Below are 19423 nucleotides of genomic sequence, written 5' to 3' on the forward strand. Positions count from 1 at the left end.
TGGAGAGGTTCGTCTGTGAAAGACGCTGCACAACTGCTGCCGATCGTCGCGATCGCCGTCATCTTCTGGCTGCTGATCATCCGGCCGGCGTCCCGCCAGCGCAAGCAGGCTGCCGAGCTCCAGTCGCAGCTGTCCGTCGGCGACGACGTGATGCTGACGTCCGGCATCTTCGGCACCATCGTCGCCACGACCGGTGACAACCTCGAGCTCGAGATCGCGCCCGGCGTGGTGGTCGAGGTCGTGCGCGGCGCCGTGGCGTCCGTACGCCGCGACCTCGCCGAGACCGCGGCCGCCGACGCCCCCGACGACGACTCCACCGACCCCGAAGAGGAGCGCTGAGCATGGCCGCGCGCCGTCCGCGCCCCGGGCGCAACCTGATCATCTTCTTCCTCGGCCTCGCCGTGGTCTACGGACTCACCGCGCTGTCGCAGGCCGGCGTCAAGCCGCCGGAGAAGCCGTGGCGTCCAGCCCTCGGCCTCGACCTCCAGGGCGGCACCCGGATCACGCTGACCACCGACGGGACCCCCAGCAAGGAGAACCTCGAGGAGGCGCGCCGGATCATCGACCAGCGCGTCAACGGCTCCGGTGTCGCCGAGGCGGCGGTCACCACCCAGGGCGGGCGCAACATCGTCGTCGAGGTGCCGGGCAAGGGCGCCGACCGTGACCAGCTCGAGGAGACCGTCAAGCGGCAGGCGCAGCTGCGCTTCCGCCTGGTCGCCTGCTCGGACTTCTCCCAGGGCCCGTGCGCCCAGTCCACCGGAGGCCTGCCCGGCGGCCTCGGCCGTCCGGGTCTCGACCTGAGCGCCGACGGCGAGCCGACCGACGACCCCAGCACCAAGGCCACGGATGCCGCCACCGGCACGGCGGACCCGAGCGGGACGCCCGAGGATGGCGCGTCGTCCGAGGCCCCCGCGGACGGGGCGGCGGACGGCGACGGCAAGGCCTTCACCGCCGAGGACGCGATCGCCTGGGCGCGCAGCCCCGACGAGGCCTCGATCGCCGAGTTCGGCAAGTACACCTGCGACGAGAAGGGCGTGCTCCTCAACGCGACCGACGGCAAGCCGGCCGACCTCGAGGACGACCCCGACAAGCCGCTCGTCGCCTGCTCGGCGCCGCAGAAGGACCGCCCCTCGGGCAAGTACCTCCTCAGCCGCTCGATCATCGAGGGCACCGAGCTCGACGGCGCGTCCGCCGGTACGCCGCAGAACGGCGTCGGCTGGCAGGTCAACATCGAGATGGGCAACGACAAGAAGCGGGCCAACCCGAAGGGCTCGGCCGGCGCGGCCTCGGACTTCGAGACGGTCTCCCGGGCCTTCCAGGGCACCCAGGAGCAGTTCGCGATCGTCCTCGACGCCGTGGTCATCTCCGACCCGGTGATGACCGCCGTCATCACCGACGGCCGCTCCAGCATCACCGGTGACTTCACCGAGCAGGAGGCGCTCGACCTGGCCAACAGCCTCAAGTTCGGTGCGCTGCCGATCAAGTTCGACGACAAGCAGACCTCCGTCGAGGAGATCGGCCCCTCGCTCGCCGGCAACCAGCTCAACGCCGGCCTCACCGCCGGGGCCATCGGCCTCGTCCTGGTGATGCTCTACTGCCTGTTCTACTACCGCGGTCTGGGCCTCGTGGTCGTCAGCTCGCTCTTCGTGGCGGCGGCCATCACCTACGCGATGGTGCTGCTGCTGAGCGAGACCGCCGGCTTCACGCTGACCCTGCCCGGCATCGCCGGCCTGATCATCGCGGTCGGCATCACGGCCGACTCGTTCGTCATCTTCTTCGAGCGCATCCGGGACGAGATGCGCGAGGGCAAGTCGATGCGGGTCGCGGTCGAGACCGGATGGGCCCGCGCCCGGGTCACCCGGGTCGCGGCCAACACGGTCCAGATCCTCTCGGCGCTGGTGCTCTACATCTTCGCCACGGGCGCGGTGAAGGGCTTCGGCTTCGCGCTGGGCCTCACCACGCTCATCGACCTCGCGGTGCTCTTCTGGTTCACGAAGCCGATGGTCTCGTGGCTGGCTCAGTTCCACGCCTTCAACTCCGGGCACAAGCTGTCCGGCCTCAGCAAGGAGACACTCGGCATGGACGTGGCGAAGCCGCGCACCGCGAGCACGGGAGGTGGCCGCTGATGGGCAGGATGTCGCGCCTGGGCAACGAGCTCTACCAGGGCCGCAAGTCGATCAACTTCGTCGGGAAGCCGTGGCTGTTCTACGGCATCTCCGCACTGCTCGTCGGCCTGGCCGTCGTCGTACTGTTCGCCAAGCCGCTCAACATGGGCGTCGAGTTCACCGGCGGTACGACGCTGTCGGTCCCCGTGGGCGACGGCAACGCGACCCAGGGCAACGCCGACGACCTTCGGGAGAAGGTGGCCGACTCCGGCATCGCGAACGCGGAGAACCCCGTCGTCACCACCGAGGGCAACGAGTCGCTGACCGTCCAGGTCGAGAACCTCACCAAGGACCAGCGTGCGGAGATGAGCGCGCTGATCCACGAGGAGTTCCCGCAGGTCGACGAGGGTGACATCACCATCCAGGACATCGGACCGAGCTGGGGCCAGGAGGTGGCCAAGAAGGCCGCCATCGGCGTCGGCATCTTCCTGGTGCTGGTCGTGCTCTTCATCTGGGGCTACTTCCGCGAGTGGCGGATGTCCGTCGCGGCGCTCATCGCGCTGATCCACGACGTGATGCTGACCGTCGGCGTCTACGCCCTGTCGGGCTTCCAGGTGACGCCCGCGGCGGTCACCGGCCTGCTCGCGATCCTCGGCTTCTCGCTCTACGACACGGTGGTCGTGTTCGACAAGATCAAGGAGAACACCCACCAGCTGCGCAAGAACACGCAGTCGTACGCCGACGCGGCCAACCTGGCTGTCAACCAGACCCTGGTCCGCTCGATCAACACCTCGATCGTGGCGCTCATCCCGATCGGCGCGATCCTCTACGTCAGCGCGGTCCAACTGGGTGCGAGCTCGCTGCAGGACCTCGCGCTCGCGCAGTTCGTCGGCATGGGCGTGGGTGTCTACTCCTCGGTGATGCTGGCGCCGCGCGTGCTGGTCCACCTGAAGATGCAGGAGACCGAGGTCCAGATCCAGGCGCGCCGCGCGAAGGCGAAGCAGCGTGCGCTCGCCGACCGCTACGCGTCCGTGCCGGCCGCGGTCGACGAGTCGCCCGTGGGTGGCGGCATCGACGTCGACGACCCCGCGGAGCTGGCCGACGAGGTCGAGGACGCTCCCGCCGAGCGCACGCGACCGGCCGTCCAGCAGGGCGCGGTCGGCAAGGGCCGCAACGTGCCGGCGCCGAACCGCCCGGTCAACGAGAGCGGGAGCTCCGGGCGCAAGCAGCCGCAGCGCCAGTCCCGCTCCAAGCGACCCAAGAAGTAGGGCGCCGTGGCTCACGGGTCGGTCACCGATCGGGCGGTCGAGGCGCTCACCCGGCTCGTCCGGGACGTCCCGGACTTCCCGGAGCCGGGGGTGCTGTTCAAGGACATCACCCCGCTGCTGGCCGACGCCGCCGGCTTCTCGGCCGTCGTCGAGGGGCTGGCCGCTGCCGGCCGGGACGCGTCGGGCGCGACCCGGGTCGACAAGGTGCTCGGCATGGAGGCACGCGGGTTCATCCTCGCCGCGCCGGTGGCGCTGTCGCTGGGCGTGGGCTTCGTGCCGGTGCGCAAGGCGGGCAAGCTGCCGCACGACACGCACAGCGTCGCCTACGCGCTCGAGTACGGCGAGGCGGTGCTCGAGCTGCACCGGGACGCCGTCGCGCCGGGCGAGCGCGTGCTGGTCGTCGACGACGTGCTCGCGACCGGCGGCACGGCGCGCGCGACGTACGACCTCGTCACCGCCTGCGGCGCGACGACGGCGAGCTTCGCCTTCCTGATGGAGCTCGGCTTCCTCGACGGACGGGCCGCGCTCGGCGACGTACCGTCCACCGCGCTGCTGACCGTGTGAGTCCCCGGCCCACGACGCTCGGGGCCGCCACTAGACTGGGGCAATGACCGAGGAGCGCACCCCACCCCGCGTGGTTCCGCGGGTGGAGCCTGCGTCCGTCCCGGTCACGCCGGAGGCGCCGGCCGGTCGCAGCATGCGGGCCCGGCTGGCCCGGATGGGCAGCCGCAGCCAGGCGTCCAACCCGGTCCTCGAGCCGCTGTTCCGCGCGGTGCGGGCCAACCACCCGAAGGCCGACCTCGCGCTGCTGGAGCGGGCCTACGTGACCGCCGAGCGGCTGCACGCCGACCAGAAGCGCAAGAGCGGCGACCCCTACATCACCCACCCGCTCGCGGTGACCACGATCCTCGCCGGCATCGGCATGACGGAGCCGACGCTGGTCGCCGCCCTCCTGCACGACACGGTCGAGGACACGCCGTACACGCTGGAGGAGTGTCGCCGCGACTTCGGTGACGAGGTCGCCCAGCTGGTCGACGGGGTGACCAAGCTCGACAAGGTCGTCTACGGCGAGTCCGCCAACGCCGAGACGATCCGCAAGATGATCGTCGCGATGTCGCGCGACATCCGGGTCCTCGTCATCAAGCTCGCCGACCGGCTGCACAACATGCGGACCCTGCGCTTCGTCAAGCAGTCGACGCAGGAGCGCAAGGCCCGCGAGACCCTCGACATCTACGCCCCGCTGGCCCACCGGCTCGGCATGAACACCATCAAGTGGGAGCTCGAGGACCTCGCCTTCTCGACGCTCCACCCGAAGATCTACGACGAGATCGTGCGGATGGTCGCCGAACGGGCGCCCTCGCGCGACCAGTTCCTCGCCGAGGTGATCTCCCAGGTCGAGAAGGACCTGCGCGAGGCGAAGATCAAGGCGACCGTCACCGGCCGGCCGAAGCACTACTACTCGATCTACCAGAAGATGATCGTCGGCGGCCGCGACTTCTCCGACATCTACGACCTGGTCGGCATCCGCATCCTCGTCGAGGAGGACCGTGACTGCTACGGCGTCCTCGGCGTCCTGCACTCGCGCTGGAACCCGGTCCTGGGCCGGTTCAAGGACTACGTCGCGATGCCGAAGTTCAACATGTACCAGTCACTGCACACGACGGTGATCGGCCCGCAGGGCAAGCCGGTCGAGATGCAGATCCGCACCTTCGCCCAGCACCGGCGAGCCGAGTACGGCGTCGCGGCGCACTGGAAGTACAAGGAGGACGGCCGCGCCGGCAACGACACCGACAAGCCGGGCGACCTCGACGACATGAGCTGGGTGCGCCAGCTCCTCGACTGGCAGAGCGAGGTCGAGGATCCGGGCGAGTTCCTGGAGTCGCTGCGCTTCGAGATCAACCAGGCCGAGACCTACGTCTTCACGCCGCGCGGTGACGTCATCGCGCTCCCGTCGGGATCGACCCCGGTGGACTTCGCCTACGCCGTGCACACCGAGGTCGGCAACCGCACCATCGGCGCCCGGGTCAACGGCCGCCTCGTCCCGCTCGAGTCGACGCTGGAGAACGGCGACGTCGTCGAGGTCTTCACCTCCAAGGCCGAGGGCGCCGGCCCGTCGCGCGACTGGCTCAACTTCGTGAAGTCGCAGCGGGCGCGCTCCAAGATCCGCCAGTGGTTCACCAAGGAGCGGCGCGAGGAGGCGATCGAGCGCGGCAAGGACGAGATCGCCAAGCTGATGCGCAAGGAGGGGCTGCCCCTCAAGCGCCTGCTGTCCCACGACTCGCTCACCCTCGCTGCCGGCGCGTTCCGCCTCACCGACGTCTCCGCCCTGTACGCCGCCGTCGGTGAGGGCAACCTCGGTGCGCAGACCGTCGTACGCAAGGTCATCGAGCTGCACGGTGGCGACGAGGGGGCCCAGGAGGACCTCGCCGAGGCCGTGACGATCACCGGCCGCCGCGGTCGCCCGCGGCGTCCCAGCGGCGGCGACGCCGGTGTGATCGTGACCGGCTCTCCCGACGTGTGGGTCAAGCTGGCCAAGTGCTGCACCCCGGTGCCGCCGGACTCGATCCTGGGCTTCGTGACGAAGGGCGGGGGAGTCTCGGTCCACCGCAAGGACTGCACCAACGCCGAGAACCTGCTGTCCCAGCCCGAGAAGCTCGTCGACGTCGAGTGGGCGCCGACCGGCCAGTCGACCTTCCTGGTCAACATCCAGGTCGAGGCGCTGGACCGCTCCCGCCTGCTCTCGGACATCACCATGGTGCTGTCCGACGCCCACGTGAACATCCTGTCCGCCAACCTCACCACATCGCGCGACCGCGTGGCGAAGTCGCGGTTCACCTTCGAGATGGCGGACGCCAAGCACCTCGACACCGTGCTGAACGCCGTCCGGTCCGTGCCGGGGGTCTTCGACGCGTACCGCGTCACCCAGTGACTCGCTGCGCTGCTGCTGCAGGAATCACCGCCTAGCCGGGGATTCCTGCGGTTGTTGACGGTTGCAGGCGTCATCAACCGTCAACAACCGCCAACAAGCCTGGCGACGCGATGCTGCTTCTCCACAGGCCGTCAGGTGCCGGTTCAGGCCGCGGTGCCGCCGGGCAACGTCGCCGCATGCAGATACCACCCGACGATCCGAGGCTGACGCCGCTTCACTTACGGCGAGAGCTCATCGCGTATGGCGAGAGCGACCGAACGCTGGCTGCGGCCCTCAGGACGGGACGGCTGGAGCGACCACGACGAGGTGCGTACGTCGATGGTCCGACATGGCGCACCATGTCGGACGAGCAGAGGTACGCCGTCCGATGTCGCGCGGCATACCAGCAGTCCTGCACGGACGTCGTTCTGAGCCATTCTTCGGCGCTGCCGTTCCACGACGCGCCCTTGTGGGGCCTCGACCTGGCCGACGTTCATCTCACTCGCGTCGACAGATTCTCGGGACGGCGCGAAGCAGGCATCTGCCGTCATCGAGGTGAGTTGGCGGAGGGAGACGTCGTCGACGTCCACGGAGTCCTCGTCACGTCGCCGGTTCGTGCAACACTCGAGCTCTCGACGCTCGCTTCCACGGAGTCCGCGATCGCCGTGGCGAATCACTTCCTCAATCGTGGCGACTTCACCCCGGCCGAACTCAGGGAGCGGTATGAGCAGTCGATGGCGAACTGGCCGGGCTCGGCAGCGACTGACCTGCTGATTCGCCTCGCTGATCCACGTGTCGAGTCCGTCGGCGAGTCGAGGACGATGTACTTCCTCTACCGCCACCACTTCCCGAAGCCGGTCCCGCAATACGAGATCCGGCACGCGGGGAGGCTGGTCGCGCGCCTCGACTTCGCGCTCCCGGAACTCGGCATCTGGATCGAGTTCGACGGCCGGGTGAAGTACGAGAGGCACCTCCGCCCCGGTGAGTCACCTGCCGATGCTGTCGTCCGCGAGAAGGCGCGCGAGCAGCACGTCGCCGAACTCACGGGCTGGCGGTGCTTCCGCATCGCTTGGTCTGACCTCGCCGATCCGGCCCGGCTCGAGCGCAGGCTGCGCGGCTTCATGGCGTCGGTCGCTGCGGAGCGGGCGCGTCGCGTAGCGTCGTGACGAGGTGTCTACGGCGGAGCTTGTCGTTGCCTGCCAGCGCTTGCTGACCGTTGCAACCGTCAACCTGCGCAGGAATCCCCGGCTAGCCGGGGATTCCTGCGGCGCCGCCGCCCCCGCCTCAGCGGTAGTCGGCAGACGCCTTCTTCGCCATCTCCAGGAACGACCGGCGCCCCTCGAGGTTCTCCTCGAGCTCACGGACCTTCTTCTCGTCACCACGCGAGCGCGCGGCCTCGAGCTTGGCCTCGGCCTCGGCGATCGCGGCCTCCAGCTTGGAGACCATGTCGTCCGCGCGCGCGGACTTCTCGGGGTCGGACTTGCGCCACTGCTCGTCCTCGGCCTTGCGGATCGTCTGCTCGACGGCGCGCATCCGGCCCTCAAGGTCCTTGATCCGGTCGCGGGGGACCTTCCCGGCCTCGTCCCACTTCTCCGCGACCTCGCGGAAGGCGGCCTTGGCGGCGGCGACGTCGCCGGTCTCGGCCAGCGGGCCGAGGATGGCCTCGGCCTCGACCAGCAGGCCCTCCTTGACCTCCGCGTTGGCGGCGAACTCGCTGTCGAGCGCCGCGTTGGCGGCGTCGCGGGCGCCGAAGAAGGTGTCCTGGGCGCCCCGGAAGCGCTGCCAGAGGGCGTCGTCGACGGCCTTGGGGGCCGGGCCGGCGGCCTTCCAGTCGCGCATCAGGTCGCGGTAGCGGCCCGAGGTCGGGCCCCAGTCGGTCGAGGACGCGAGCGCCTCGGCCTCCTTGACCAGGCGCTCCTTGATGACGCGCGCACCCTCGCGGCGCTCGTCCTGCTCGGCGAAGTGCGCCTTGCGCGCCTTCGTGTACGCCGACCGCGCGGACGAGAAGCGCTTCCACAGCTCGTCGTCGGCGGCCTTGTCGATGCGGGGGAGCTGCTTCCACTGGTCGAGCAGCTCGCGCAGCCGGTTGGCGCCGTTGCGCCAGTCGCGACCGGTGGCGATCCTCTCCGCCTCCGCCGCCAGCTTGTCCTTCTGCTCGCGTGCGTCGGCGACCCGCTGCGCCTTGGCGGCGCGGCGCGCGTCGCGCTGGGTGGCGATGACGGGGCCGAGCTCGTCGAGCTTGCGGCCGAGCGCGGCGAGGTCCCCGACGGCGTGGATGTCGTTGAGCTGGTCGCGCACCAGCTTCACGGAGGCGACCGCCTCCTCGGGTGAGAGCACCCCGGTGAGGACCCGCTTGTGCAGCAGGTCCACCTCCAGGGCGAGGTTGTCGTAGCGCTTCGTGTAGAACGCCAGAGCCTCCTCGGGGGACGCGTCGGGCATCTGCCCGACCGCCCGCTCGCCGTCGGATGTCTTCACGTAGACGGTGCCGTCGTCGCCGACGCGGCCCCAGTCAGAGGTAGTCACAGTGGCCCATGCTAATCAAAGCCTCCGCCACCCTTGTGGCTGCCGCCCGAAGATCGCCGGCCGGCCCGCACCCCGGGCACGCACCTGGCTGCGTTGGCGTCGCTCGACGGACGTCCAGTCTGCCTTCGCTCCGCCGCCTTGCCATGCACGCACCCGGGGCACGGGCCACCTCGACGATCGTCGGGCGGCAACCACTAGGCTGGGTCGGTGCTGATCGCCGCCTTCCCCGCCGGACCGTGGGGCACCAATTGCTATGTAGCGGCAACCGGCCCGGGCGCGGAGTGCGTCGTGATCGACCCCGGCAAGGACGCTGCGGCAGGCGTCGCCGACGTCGTCCGGGAGCACCGGCTGAAGCCGGTCGCCGTGCTGCTGACCCATGGCCACATCGACCACATGTGGTCCGTGACGCCCGTGGCCGGCACGTACGACGCGACGGCGTGGATCCATCCGGGCGACCGGCACCTGCTCGCCGACCCGATGGCCGGCATCTCGCGTGAGAGCGCGGCGATGCTGCTGGGCGGCGACTACGAGTTCACCGAGCCCGACGACGTCGCCGAGCTCGCCGACGGCGCCGACCTCGAGCTGGCGGGCCTGCGGTTCGTCGTCGACCACACGCCGGGCCACACGGCCGGCTCGGTCACCTTCCGCACGCCGTGGGACCAGCCCGACGGACCGGACATCTCCGAGGTGATGTTCTCCGGCGACCTGCTCTTCCAGGGTTCCATCGGACGCACCGACCTGCCGGGCGGCGACCACGCCACGATGCTCCGCTCGCTGGAGACCAAGGTGCTGCCGCTGGCCGACAACATCGTCGTACTGCCGGGGCACGGGGAGCAGACCTCCATCGGCCGCGAGCGCGCGACCAACCCGTTCCTGCTCGACCTGCTCGACTCCGGCTCCGCTGGCCGGGTCACCCGAGGACTGTGACACCACCGATGGCCAAGCCCACTCCGCTCAGCGGATTCCCCGAGTTCCTGCCTGCCCAGCGCTTCGTCGAGCAGGAGGTCATCGCGACACTCGCGCGCACCTTCGAGCTGCACGGCTTCGCCAACGTGGAGACGCGCGCCGTCGAGCCGATGGACCAGCTGCTGCGCAAGGGCGACACGTCCAAGGAGGTCTACGTCCTCCGGCGCCTCCAGGAGGACGACTCCGCGAAGGACAAGGGGATCGGCCTCCACTTCGACCTCACCGTGCCGTTCGCGCGCTACGTCCTGGAGAACGCCGGCAAGCTGGAGTTCCCGTTCCGCCGCTACCAGGTGCAGAAGGTCTGGCGCGGGGAGCGGCCGCAGGAGGGCCGCTTCCGCGAGTTCACCCAGGCCGACATCGACATCGTCGGCCGCGACGACCTGCCGTTCCACCACGACGTCGAGGTCGCCCGGGTCATGCTCGAGGCGCTGAGCCGGCTGACCTTCCTGCCCGGCTTCCGACTGCAGGTCAACAACCGCAAGCTGATCCAGGGCTTCTACGCCGGCCTCGGCGTCACGGGCGACGGCATCGACGAGGTCATGCGCCTGGTCGACAAGCTCGACAAGCTCGACCCGGCGAAGGTGCGTGAGCTGCTGCTCGACGAGGCCGGCATCAGCGAGGAGCAGGCCGACAAGGCGCTCGCCCTCGCGACGATCCGGAGCACGGACGACTCCTTCGTCGACCGCGTGCGGGAGCTCGACGTGAAGCACGAGCTGCTCGACGAGGGCCTCGACGAGCTGGCCACCCTTGTCCGGGCCTGCGCCCCGCTGGCGACGGACACGGTCCGGATCGAGGCCGACCTCTCGATCGCCCGCGGCCTCGACTACTACACGGGCACCGTCTTCGAGACCCGGCTCGACGGCTACGAGTCCCTCGGCTCCATCTGCTCCGGCGGCCGGTACGACGCCCTCGCCTCCGACGGACGTACGACGTACCCCGGCGTCGGCATCTCGCTCGGCGTCAGCCGCGTGCTGGTCCCGCTGGTCCAGCGCGGGGTGCTGACCGCCGATCGCTCGGTGCCCAGCGTCGTGCTCGTCGCGGTCACCGACGAGGAGTCGCGCTCCGAGGCCGACGCGATCGCCACGGTCCTGCGGGCCCGCGACATCCCGTGCGAGGTCGCGCCGAGCGCCGCGAAGTTCGGCAAGCAGATCCGCCACGCCGAGCGCCGGGGCATCCCGTACGTCTGGTTCGGCAGCGAGGTCAAGGACATCCGCTCCGGAAACCAGGTCGCCGCCGACCCGGCGACGTGGGAGCCTCCGAACCAGGACCTGCGCCCGCAGGTCCTCACCACCACCGCATCTGACAGCAACACCGAAGGGAACCCCTCGTGATCCGCAACCAGGACGCCGGCGCGCTGCGCGCCGAGCACGTCGGCCAGACCGTCACCCTCGCCGGGTGGGTGGCCAACCGACGCGATCACGGTGGGGTGGCCTTCATCGACCTGCGCGACGCCAGCGGTGTCGTCCAGGTCGTGATCCGCGACGAGGAGGTCGCGCACAGCCTCCGCTCCGAGTACTGCCTCAAGGTCACCGGTGAGGTCACCGGCCGCGGCGAGGGTCGCGAGAACCCGAACCTGCCGACCGGCGCCATCGAGGTCGTCGCCGCCCCGGGCACCGAGGGCGTCGAGGTGCTCAGCGCCGCGGCTCCGCTGCCGTTCCCGATCAGCGACCACGTCGACGTGGGGGAGGAGGTGCGGCTCAAGCACCGCTACCTCGACCTCCGTCGTACCGCCCCGGGTAGCGCCATCCGCCTGCGCAGCGACGTCAACAAGGCGGCGCGCGGCGTGCTCGACGCCCACGACTTCGTGGAGATCGAGACGCCGACGCTGACCCGCAGCACGCCCGAGGGCGCCCGCGACTTCCTCGTGCCCGCGCGGCTGCAGCCGGGCAGCTGGTACGCCCTGCCGCAGAGCCCGCAGCTGTTCAAGCAGCTGCTGATGGTCGCCGGCATGGAGCGCTACTACCAGATCGCGCGCTGCTACCGCGACGAGGACTTCCGCGCCGACCGCCAGCCCGAGTTCACCCAGCTCGACATCGAGATGAGCTTCGTGACCCAGGACGACGTGATCGCCCTCGGCGAGGAGATCGTCGCCGCCCTCTGGAAGCTGATCGGGTACGACCTCGCGCTGCCGCTGCCGCGGATGACCTACGCCGAGGCGATGGCCCGCTTCGGCTCGGACAAGCCGGACCTGCGGATGGGCCAGGAGCTCGTCGACTGCACCGAGTACTTCAAGGACACCCCGTTCCGGGTCTTCTCGCCGGAGAACTCGGCCTACGTCGGCGCCGTCGTCATGCCGGGCGGCGCGAGCCAGCCCCGCAAGCAGCTCGACGCCTGGCAGGAGTGGGCCAAGCAGCGCGGTGCGCGCGGCCTCGCCTACATCCTGGTCGGTGAGGACGGCGAGCTGGCCGGGCCGGTCGCCAAGAACCTCTCCGAGGAGGAGCGCACCGGCATCGCCGCCCACGTGGGCGCGGCGCCGGGTGACTGCATCTTCTTCGCCGCCGGTGCGGTGAAGTCCAGCCGGGCGCTGCTCGGCGCTGCGCGCCTGGAGATCGGGCGTCGTACCGGCCTGCTCGACGAGAGCGCGTGGAGCTTCCTGTGGGTCGTCGACGCGCCGCTCTTCGAGCCCGCCGACGAGGCCACCGCCGCCGGCGACGTCGCCGTGGGTGGGGGAGCGTGGACCGCGGTCCACCACGCCTTCACGAGCCCGCAGGACCTCGAGACCTTCGACTCCGACCCCGGCAACGCGCTGGCGTGGGCCTACGACATCGTCTGCAACGGCAACGAGATCGGTGGCGGCTCGATCCGTATCCACCGCGAGGACATCCAGAAGCGGGTCTTCGAGGTGATGGGCATCAGCCAGGACGAGGCCGAGGAGAAGTTCGGCTTCCTCCTGGAGGCCTTCAAGTACGGCGCCCCGCCGCACGGCGGCATCGCGTTCGGCTGGGACCGCGTGGTCGCCCTGTTGGCCGGTACGGACTCGATCCGCGACGTCATCGCCTTCCCCAAGACCGGCGGCGGCTACGACCCGCTGACGGCTGCTCCGGCGCCCATCACGCCCGAGCAGCGGAAGGAAGCCGGTGTGGACGCGCGCCCGGAGGACGAAAACAAGGCCTGACGGGGGCACGCCGGAAGGAATTCCGGTCGGTCGAGACCAAACCGTTACCGCGTCGCTATCGCTTTGGCGCCACGAGTGCGCCTAAGGTCGCGGACGGCGCAGACAACAGGTGTTGTCCGCGTCACGTCCATGACCGCTTCTCGGCAACGAGGTGATGATGACTCTCCCGGCAACCGACCTGGAAACCCATGTCGCACCTCCCGTCGAGGAGGGGGAGCCGGAGGGCACCAAGATCGTCGGCCGCTCGCCGATGCAGCTGGCGATGCGGCGCTTCCGCAAGGACAAGCTGTCCATGGCGGCGTTCACCGTCGTCGCGGTCTACTTCCTCGCGGCGGTCGCAGCGCCCTTCCTGGTCAAGTTCGGCGTCCTGGACCCGTACACGTTCCACAACACCGGCGCGGGCAACCTGCTGGACGAGTTCACGCTCCCCAAGGGCAGCTTCGGTGGCATCTCCGGGGACCACTGGCTCGGCGTGGAGCCCGGCTCGGGCCGTGACGTGCTCGCCCGGGTCTGGTACGGCATCACCTTCTCCCTGGTGATGGCGGTGGCCGCCACGGCGATCGCGGTCGGCCTGGGCACGGTGTTCGGCATCATCGCGGGTGTCTCGGGCGGCCTGACCGACTCGCTGATCGGCCGGCTGATCGACCTGATCCTGTCCTTCCCGCAGACGCTGATGCTGCTGGCCCTCTCGGTCGTGTTCATCGACATCCTGGAGGACGACCTGCACGTCCCCGAGGGCGACATGTCCAACGGTCTCTACGTCGTGCTGGTCCTCGGGTTCTTCGGCTGGCCCTATGTCGCCCGCCTGGTCCGCGGCCAGGTGCTGTCCATCCGCGAGCGTGAGTTCGTCGAGGCGGCCAAGCTGATGGGCGCCTCGCGCTGGCGGCTGTACTTCAAGGAGATCCTGCCGAACCTCTGGGCCCCGCTGCTGGTGTCGGCGACGATCACGATGCCGACCTATGTCTCCGCGGAGGCGGCCCTCAACTACCTCGGCGTCGGCATCAAGCCGCCGACGCCCACCCTGGGCAACGTGCTGAGCGGCTCGATCGACTACTCGACGTCGGACTTCGTCTTCTTCTTCACCCCGGCGTTCCTGATCATGATCATCGTCGTCAGCTTCAACCTGCTGGGCGACGGACTGCGCGACGCGCTCGACCCGAAGGGTCATCGATGACCCCACCGATGCCGGGCCTCGGGAGCCCTGTCCCATCGGTCTGAAGACATGGTCGCGTCCGCCATTCCTGGGCGCGGCCAGAAGTGACGGGCACCAGCCCGCAAACGAAGGAGAGGCAATGGCCAGTAACAAGAAGCGGATGCTCGCGGTGACCGCGGGCGCGCTGCTGGCGTCGACGGCACTGGCCGCTTGCGGCAGTGACGACGACGGCGGGACGAAGGGAGAAGCCGGAGCGAAGGGCGGCACTCTGTACTTCGTCAACGACACCCCCATCGACCACTGGGACCCCCAGCGGACCTACGTCGGCACCGACATCTCGAAGCAGAGCCGCCTGGTCTACCGCGAGCTGGTGACGTTCGGCACGAGCGAGGACCCGGCCGAGTCGGCGACGCCGCTCCCCGACCTGGCCACTGACACCGGCACCTCGACCGAGGGTGGCAAGGTGTGGCAGTTCACGCTGCGTGACGGCGTGAAGTGGCAGGACGGCAAGGACGTCACGTGTGAGGACCTGAAGTACGGCTTCTCGCGCAACTTCGCCACCGACGTCATCGTCGGCGGCCCGTCCTTCTACCCCCTCTCCTACCTGGACGTCCCCGCGGACGCGGACGGCACCCCGCAGTACAAGGGTCCGTACACCAAGAAGGGCCAGGACCTGTACGACAAGGCCGTCACCTGTGACGGCAAGACGATCACGTACAACTTCAACAAGCCGTGGCCGGACTTCAACCTGGCCATCGCGGCGCTGCACTTCGCCTCGCCGTACCGTGCGGACCTGGACGAAGGCGACAAGTCCAACTACCAGATCTTCTCGAACGGCCCCTACAAGCTCGAGGGCAGCTGGGACAAGGCGTCGGGCGGCACGTTCGTCCGCAACGACCAGTACGACCCCAAGACGGACGAGACCGACAGCCGCAAGGCCCTGCCGGACAAGATCACGTTCAAGATCGGCACCAAGCTCGAGACGATGTACGACTCGATCCTGGCCGACACCGGCGAGGCGTCCTGCACCGTCAGCGACCGTCGTCTGCCTCCCTCGAAGTTCTCCGAGATCCCGGCGCTCGAGGAGAAGGGCTTCTACCAGAACCCCGAGTCCCCGTACGTCGACTACCTCTGGTTCAACACCGAGAAGCTCCCGCTGGAGGTCCGCCAGGCCCTGGCCACGGCGACCAACCGTGAGGGCTGGATCGCCGCCGGTGGTGGCGAGCGCTCCTACATCCCGGCCTACTCGGTCGTGAACCCGTCGGTGGCGGGCTACAAGGAGGTCTCGACCTTCAAGGACATCCCGCTCGCGGGTGACCCGGACGCGGCCAAGAAGATCCTCACCGACGCGAAGATCAAGACGCCGTACAAGATCGAGCTGCGCTACCCGCAGTCCGACACCGCTGACAAGCAGGCCGCTGCTCTCAAGGAGACCTGGGACAAGGCCGGCTTCGACGTGAAGCTCTCGCCGGAGGGTGACGTCTACTACAGCAACATCCAGAAGCCCGACCACAACTACGACGTGGGCTGGGCCGGCTGGGGCGCTGACTGGCCGTCGCCGATGACCGTCCTCCCGCCGCTGTTCGACTCGCGTGCCAACATCACCTCCGGCTCGCTCGGCCAGGACTACGGCAAGTACGTCGGCAAGGAGTTCAACGAGAAGATCTCCGAGGCCCAGAACGCCACCTCGCTCGACGACTCGATCGCCGCGCTCCAGGAGGCGGACCAGATCCTCGCCGACGACATGGTCTACATGCCGCTCGAGATCGCGAAGTTCAACTGGGTGACGGGCTCGAAGGTGGACTTCCACACCACCCCGGGTTCCAACTCCTTCCCGGACCTGGGCCTGATCGGCCTTCGGGACGGTGGCTGCTGACCCAGCAGCACTGCACCACCTGAGTTGGCCGGGCCGTCTCGACGGCCCGGCCAACTCCGGCCCGGACCCGGGCCATCCGCACGTCCACCGGCGCCACCGCGCCGGTTCCCGTCCCGTCCACACCCGATCGGAGTGATGCTGGGTGTTCGCCTTCCTCGTCCGCCGCGTGTTCGCCGGCGTGGTCATGGTCATCGTGATGAGCCTCGTCACGTTCGTCCTCTTCTTCGCCTCGCCGGTCGACATCGCTGCCTATGCCTGCGGCAAGAACTGCTCCCCGGCCATCAAGGAGCAGACCCGCAAGGCGCTCGGGTACGACGACCCGACGCTCGTGCAGTGGAAGGACTTCATGGGCGGCATCGTCAAGGGGCGGGTGTACCCCAACGACCCGGAGCTGCGTGAGGCCGCGCCGCAGCTGGTCACCAAGTGCGAGGCGCCCTGCTTCGGCTACTCCCAGCTCAACCTGAAGACGGTCAACGAGGAGATCAGCGAGGCGCTGCCGATCACCGCGTCGCTGGCGGTCTTCGCCCTCATCCTCTGGCTGATCGGTGGTGTCGCCCTCGGCTCCATCGCGGCCCTGACCAAGGGGAGCTTCCTCGACAGAGGCCTCGTCGGCATCTCCTTGGTCTTCTACGCGTTCCCGACCTTCTTCATCGGCCTGTTGCTCCTCAAGTTCGTCTCGATCAAGTGGGGCCTGTGGGACACGCCGGTGTACACGCCGATCGCCGAGGGCGGCGTGGGGAAGTGGCTCTACAACCTCTTCCTGCCGAGCCTGACGCTGGCCGTGGTCTTCATGGCCGCCTACGTCCGGATGACGCGCGCCTTCGTGCTCGAGGCGATGAGCGAGGACTACATCCGCACCGCCCACTCCAAGGGACTCTCGAGGGGCCGGGTGCTCCGCAAGCACACGCTGCGTGCAGCACTCACCCCGCTGGTCACCATGGCCGGCCTCGACTTCGCCGGCCTGATGGGCGGCGCGATCATCACGGAGTTCGTCTTCAACTTCAACGGCCTGGGCAAGCTGGTCGTGGAGGCCAACCGCACCTATGACCTGCCGACGATCATCGGCGTGGTCATCCTGGCCGCCTCCTTCGTGATCATCATGAACATCATCGTGGACGTGCTCTACGCCGTCATCGACCCGCGCGTCCGGCTGGGCTGAGAGGGACACCGAAACCATGGACAGCTCTGTCAACCTCGCCAAGCCTGCGCCCGGGTCGTCGTCCGCCGCCGCGGAGACCTTCCTGTCGGTGCGCGACCTGATGGTCCACTTCCCGACCAGCGACGGCGTGGTGAAGTCCGTCAACGGCCTCTCCTTCGACCTCAAGGCCGGGGAGACGCTGGGCATCGTCGGCGAGTCGGGATCCGGCAAGTCCGTGTCGAGCATGGCCATCATGGGCCTGCACTACGGCACGGGCGCGAAGATCTCGGGTGAGATCGTCCTCGAGGGCACCGACCTGCTGCAGCTCACGCCGGACGAGATGCGTCGCAAGCGCGGCCAGGACGTCGCGATGATCTTCCAGGACCCGCTCTCGGCGATGCACCCGTACTACACGGTCGGCAACCAGATCATGGAGGCCTACCGCGTCCACAACGACGTCTCGAAGGCGGAGGCCAAGAGGCGCGCCATCGAGATGCTGGACCGGGTGGGCATCCCGAACCCCGACCGCCGGGTCAACGACTACCCGCACCAGTTCTCGGGCGGCATGCGCCAGCGCGCGATGATCGCGATGGGCCTGATCAACAATCCCGGCCTGCTCATCGCCGACGAGCCCACGACGGCGCTCGACGTGACGGTGCAGGCGCAGATCCTCGACCTGCTGCAGGACCTGCAGCGGGAGTTCAACTCGGCGATCATCATCATCACCCACGACCTCGGCGTCGTGGCCGAGATGGCCGACGACGTGCTGGTCATGTACGCCGGCCGGGCCGTAGAGTACGGCCCCTGCAAGGAGATCCTGACCCACCCGGAGATGCCGTACACCTGGGGCCTGCTCTCCAGCGTCCCGGACGTCACCGGTGACACGGATGCACGCCTGATCCCGATCCCCGGCAACCCGCCCAGCCTGCTCAACCCCCCGAGCGGCTGCGCCTTCCACCCGCGGTGCATCCACCGCGACAAGGTGCCCGGTGACCTTTGCCGGACGACGATGCCCGACCTGGTGCCGGGACAGCGCGGCGCGCACCACACGAAGCGCTGCCACCTGGCGAACTCCGATGCCATCTACCAGAACGAGGTGCTCCCGGAGATCGCGCCCGACCTGGCCGACGAGCTCCCGGAGGAGCAGCGATGACGAACGAGACGATTGCCGAGACCTCGATGCCGGACGTGCCCGAGGGCCACGGTGCCGCCCAGGCCGACCCCGATGCCAAGCCGATCCTCGAGGTCGACGGGCTGCGGATGTACTTCCCGGTCAAGTCCTCCGGGCTGGTCCGTCGTACGGTCGGTCATGTCCAGGCCGTCGACGGGGTGTCCTTCCAGGTGCCCGAGGCGGGATCGCTGGGCCTCGTGGGCGAGTCCGGGTGTGGCAAGTCGACCACCGGTCGCCTGATCACCCGGCTCTACGAGCCGACCGGCGGCTCGATCCGCTTCGACGGCCGCGACATCGCCAAGGCGAAGCCGCGCGAGCTCAAGCCGCTGCGCCGGGAGATCCAGATGATCTTCCAGGACCCGTACACCTCGCTGAACCCGCGCCAGACGGTCGGCGCGATCGTCGGCGCCCCGCTCGAGATCCACAAGGTCGTGCCGAAGGACAAGGTCCTCCCGCGGGTCCAGGAGCTCCTCGAGATCGTCGGCCTCAACCCCGAGCACTACAACCGCTACCCGCACGAGTTCTCGGGTGGCCAGCGCCAGCGCATCGGCATCGCCCGCGCGCTCACGCTGCAGCCCAAGATCCTCGTCGCCGACGAGCCGGTGTCGGCCCTCGACGTGTCGATCCAGGCGCAGGTCATCAACCTGCTGCAGGACATCCAGCGCGAGTTCGGCGTGGCCTTCCTGTTCATCGCCCACGACCTCGCGATCGTGCGGCACTTCTGCCCCGAGATCGCGGTCATGTACCTCGGCAAGATCGTCGAGATCGGCGACCGCGACTCGATCTACGGCAACGCCCACCACCCGTACACCCAGGCGCTCCTGTCGGCCGTCCCCGACGTCCGGCAGGCCGCGATCGGCGGTCGCCGGGAGCGGATCCGCCTGCAGGGTGACGTGCCGAGCCCGATCGACCCGCCGTCCGGCTGCCGGTTCCGCACCCGCTGCCCGATCGCGCAGGAGATCTGCGCCCGGCACGAGCCGCCGCTCATGCAGATCGGTCGGCGCCACAAGGTCGCCTGCCACTTCCCGGGCCGCCTCGGCGAGGCGCCCCGCGAGCCGCTGACGACCGGCCTGCTCGGTGTCGACGGCGAGGGCCGGCCGGACCCGGGCGCCAGCCCGAGCAACGACCTGGTCGAGCAGCCCGGCTACGCCGACACCTGGTTCGACCTCGACGCCAAGAGCATTGGCCGCGCCTGAGCCA

At 69.3% G+C, this 19423-nt stretch carries 15 protein-coding genes; 14 read left to right on the forward strand and 1 reads right to left on the reverse strand.

What is annotated here, in order from left to right; translation table 11 throughout:
• The first annotated feature begins 15 nt into the window (after nt 1-15).
• From yajC to AC2YHB_RS13410, 6 genes are all read left to right on the forward strand, one after another.
• Nucleotides 16-339 (forward strand): preprotein translocase subunit YajC, encoded by a 324-nt coding sequence (gene yajC / locus AC2YHB_RS13385; RefSeq protein WP_179651634.1) that lies wholly within the window; start codon nt 16-18, stop codon nt 337-339.
• 2 nt (nt 340-341) lie between these two features.
• Nucleotides 342-2126: a protein translocase subunit SecD gene (gene secD, locus AC2YHB_RS13390; protein WP_179651632.1), complete on the forward strand. Its 1785-nt coding sequence runs from the start codon at nt 342-344 to the stop codon at nt 2124-2126.
• Nucleotides 2126-3373 carry a protein translocase subunit SecF gene (gene secF, locus AC2YHB_RS13395; protein WP_179651630.1) on the forward strand — a complete coding sequence of 416 codons (1248 nt, stop codon included), beginning with the start codon at nt 2126-2128 and terminating at the stop codon, nt 3371-3373. The genes secD and secF overlap by 1 nt, the downstream gene beginning before the upstream one ends.
• Before the next feature lie 6 nt (nt 3374-3379).
• On the forward strand, nt 3380-3937 hold the full coding sequence (locus AC2YHB_RS13400; RefSeq protein WP_179651628.1) for an adenine phosphoribosyltransferase: 558 nt from the start codon (nt 3380-3382) through the stop codon (nt 3935-3937).
• Between the two features lie 133 nt (nt 3938-4070).
• The gene (locus AC2YHB_RS13405) at nt 4071-6302 is read left to right on the forward strand and encodes a RelA/SpoT family protein (RefSeq protein WP_036545374.1); all 2232 of its coding nucleotides are present in this window, start codon (nt 4071-4073) and stop codon (nt 6300-6302) included.
• Between the two features lie 338 nt (nt 6303-6640).
• A complete protein-coding gene (locus tag AC2YHB_RS13410; RefSeq protein WP_179651626.1) occupies nt 6641-7447 on the forward strand; it encodes a hypothetical protein in 807 nt (268 codons plus the stop codon).
• Nucleotides 7448-7565: 118 nt separating this feature from the next.
• On the opposite strand, the gene AC2YHB_RS13415 is transcribed toward AC2YHB_RS13410, so the two are convergent.
• A complete protein-coding gene (locus tag AC2YHB_RS13415; RefSeq protein WP_308645697.1) occupies nt 7566-8804 on the reverse strand; it encodes a DUF349 domain-containing protein in 1239 nt (412 codons plus the stop codon).
• 207 nt (nt 8805-9011) lie between these two features.
• On the opposite strand from AC2YHB_RS13415, the gene AC2YHB_RS13420 reads away from it, so the two are divergent.
• The 8 genes from AC2YHB_RS13420 to AC2YHB_RS13455 all read left to right on the forward strand — a co-directional run bounded on the left by AC2YHB_RS13420 (nt 9012) and on the right by AC2YHB_RS13455 (nt 19419).
• Nucleotides 9012-9731: an MBL fold metallo-hydrolase gene (locus AC2YHB_RS13420; RefSeq protein ID WP_036544992.1), complete on the forward strand. Its 720-nt coding sequence runs from the start codon at nt 9012-9014 to the stop codon at nt 9729-9731.
• 8 nt (nt 9732-9739) lie between these two features.
• The gene (hisS, locus tag AC2YHB_RS13425; protein WP_179651624.1) at nt 9740-11101 is read left to right on the forward strand and encodes a histidine--tRNA ligase; all 1362 of its coding nucleotides are present in this window, start codon (nt 9740-9742) and stop codon (nt 11099-11101) included.
• Nucleotides 11098-12885: an aspartate--tRNA ligase gene (gene aspS, locus AC2YHB_RS13430; protein ID WP_179651622.1), complete on the forward strand. Its 1788-nt coding sequence runs from the start codon at nt 11098-11100 to the stop codon at nt 12883-12885. The genes hisS and aspS overlap by 4 nt, the downstream gene beginning before the upstream one ends.
• Nucleotides 12886-13042: 157 nt before the next feature.
• Entirely contained in the window at nt 13043-14059 is a 1017-nt protein-coding gene (locus AC2YHB_RS13435) for an ABC transporter permease (RefSeq protein ID WP_179651620.1), read from the forward strand.
• 118 nt (nt 14060-14177) lie between these two features.
• Entirely contained in the window at nt 14178-15914 is a 1737-nt protein-coding gene (locus AC2YHB_RS13440; protein ID WP_036544999.1) for an ABC transporter substrate-binding protein, read from the forward strand.
• A gap of 142 nt (nt 15915-16056) precedes the next feature.
• Nucleotides 16057-17073: an ABC transporter permease gene (locus AC2YHB_RS13445; protein ID WP_179651618.1), complete on the forward strand. Its 1017-nt coding sequence runs from the start codon at nt 16057-16059 to the stop codon at nt 17071-17073.
• Between the two features lie 16 nt (nt 17074-17089).
• Nucleotides 17090-18205, forward strand: a complete 1116-nt coding sequence (locus AC2YHB_RS13450; RefSeq protein WP_179651616.1) for an ABC transporter ATP-binding protein — start codon at nt 17090-17092, stop codon at nt 18203-18205.
• Complete coding sequence (locus tag AC2YHB_RS13455; RefSeq protein ID WP_179651614.1) at nt 18202-19419, forward strand: ABC transporter ATP-binding protein; 1218 nt, start codon at nt 18202-18204, stop codon at nt 19417-19419. Before AC2YHB_RS13450 ends, AC2YHB_RS13455 begins: the two co-directional genes overlap by 4 nt.
• Nucleotides 19420-19423: the final 4 nt, after the last annotated feature.

The sequence above is a fragment of the Nocardioides sp. SRI_004 genome (assembly GCF_057586415.1).

Bases quoted from the DNA above. Each gene is read 5' to 3' on its own strand.
- AC2YHB_RS13435 (WP_179651620.1), top strand. From the start codon at position 13,043: ATGACTCTCCCGGCAACCGACCTGGAAACCCATGTCGCACCTCCCGTC.
- AC2YHB_RS13455 (WP_179651614.1), top strand. From the start codon at position 18,202: ATGACGAACGAGACGATTGCCGAGACCTCGATGCCGGACGTGCCCGAG.
- AC2YHB_RS13405 (WP_036545374.1), top strand. From the start codon at position 4,071: ATGCGGGCCCGGCTGGCCCGGATGGGCAGCCGCAGCCAGGCGTCCAAC.
- secD (WP_179651632.1), top strand. From the start codon at position 342: ATGGCCGCGCGCCGTCCGCGCCCCGGGCGCAACCTGATCATCTTCTTC.
- hisS (WP_179651624.1), top strand. From the start codon at position 9,740: ATGGCCAAGCCCACTCCGCTCAGCGGATTCCCCGAGTTCCTGCCTGCC.
- AC2YHB_RS13440 (WP_036544999.1), top strand. From the start codon at position 14,178: ATGGCCAGTAACAAGAAGCGGATGCTCGCGGTGACCGCGGGCGCGCTG.
- secF (WP_179651630.1), top strand. From the start codon at position 2,126: ATGGGCAGGATGTCGCGCCTGGGCAACGAGCTCTACCAGGGCCGCAAG.
- AC2YHB_RS13410 (WP_179651626.1), top strand. From the start codon at position 6,641: ATGTCGGACGAGCAGAGGTACGCCGTCCGATGTCGCGCGGCATACCAG.
- AC2YHB_RS13450 (WP_179651616.1), top strand. From the start codon at position 17,090: ATGGACAGCTCTGTCAACCTCGCCAAGCCTGCGCCCGGGTCGTCGTCC.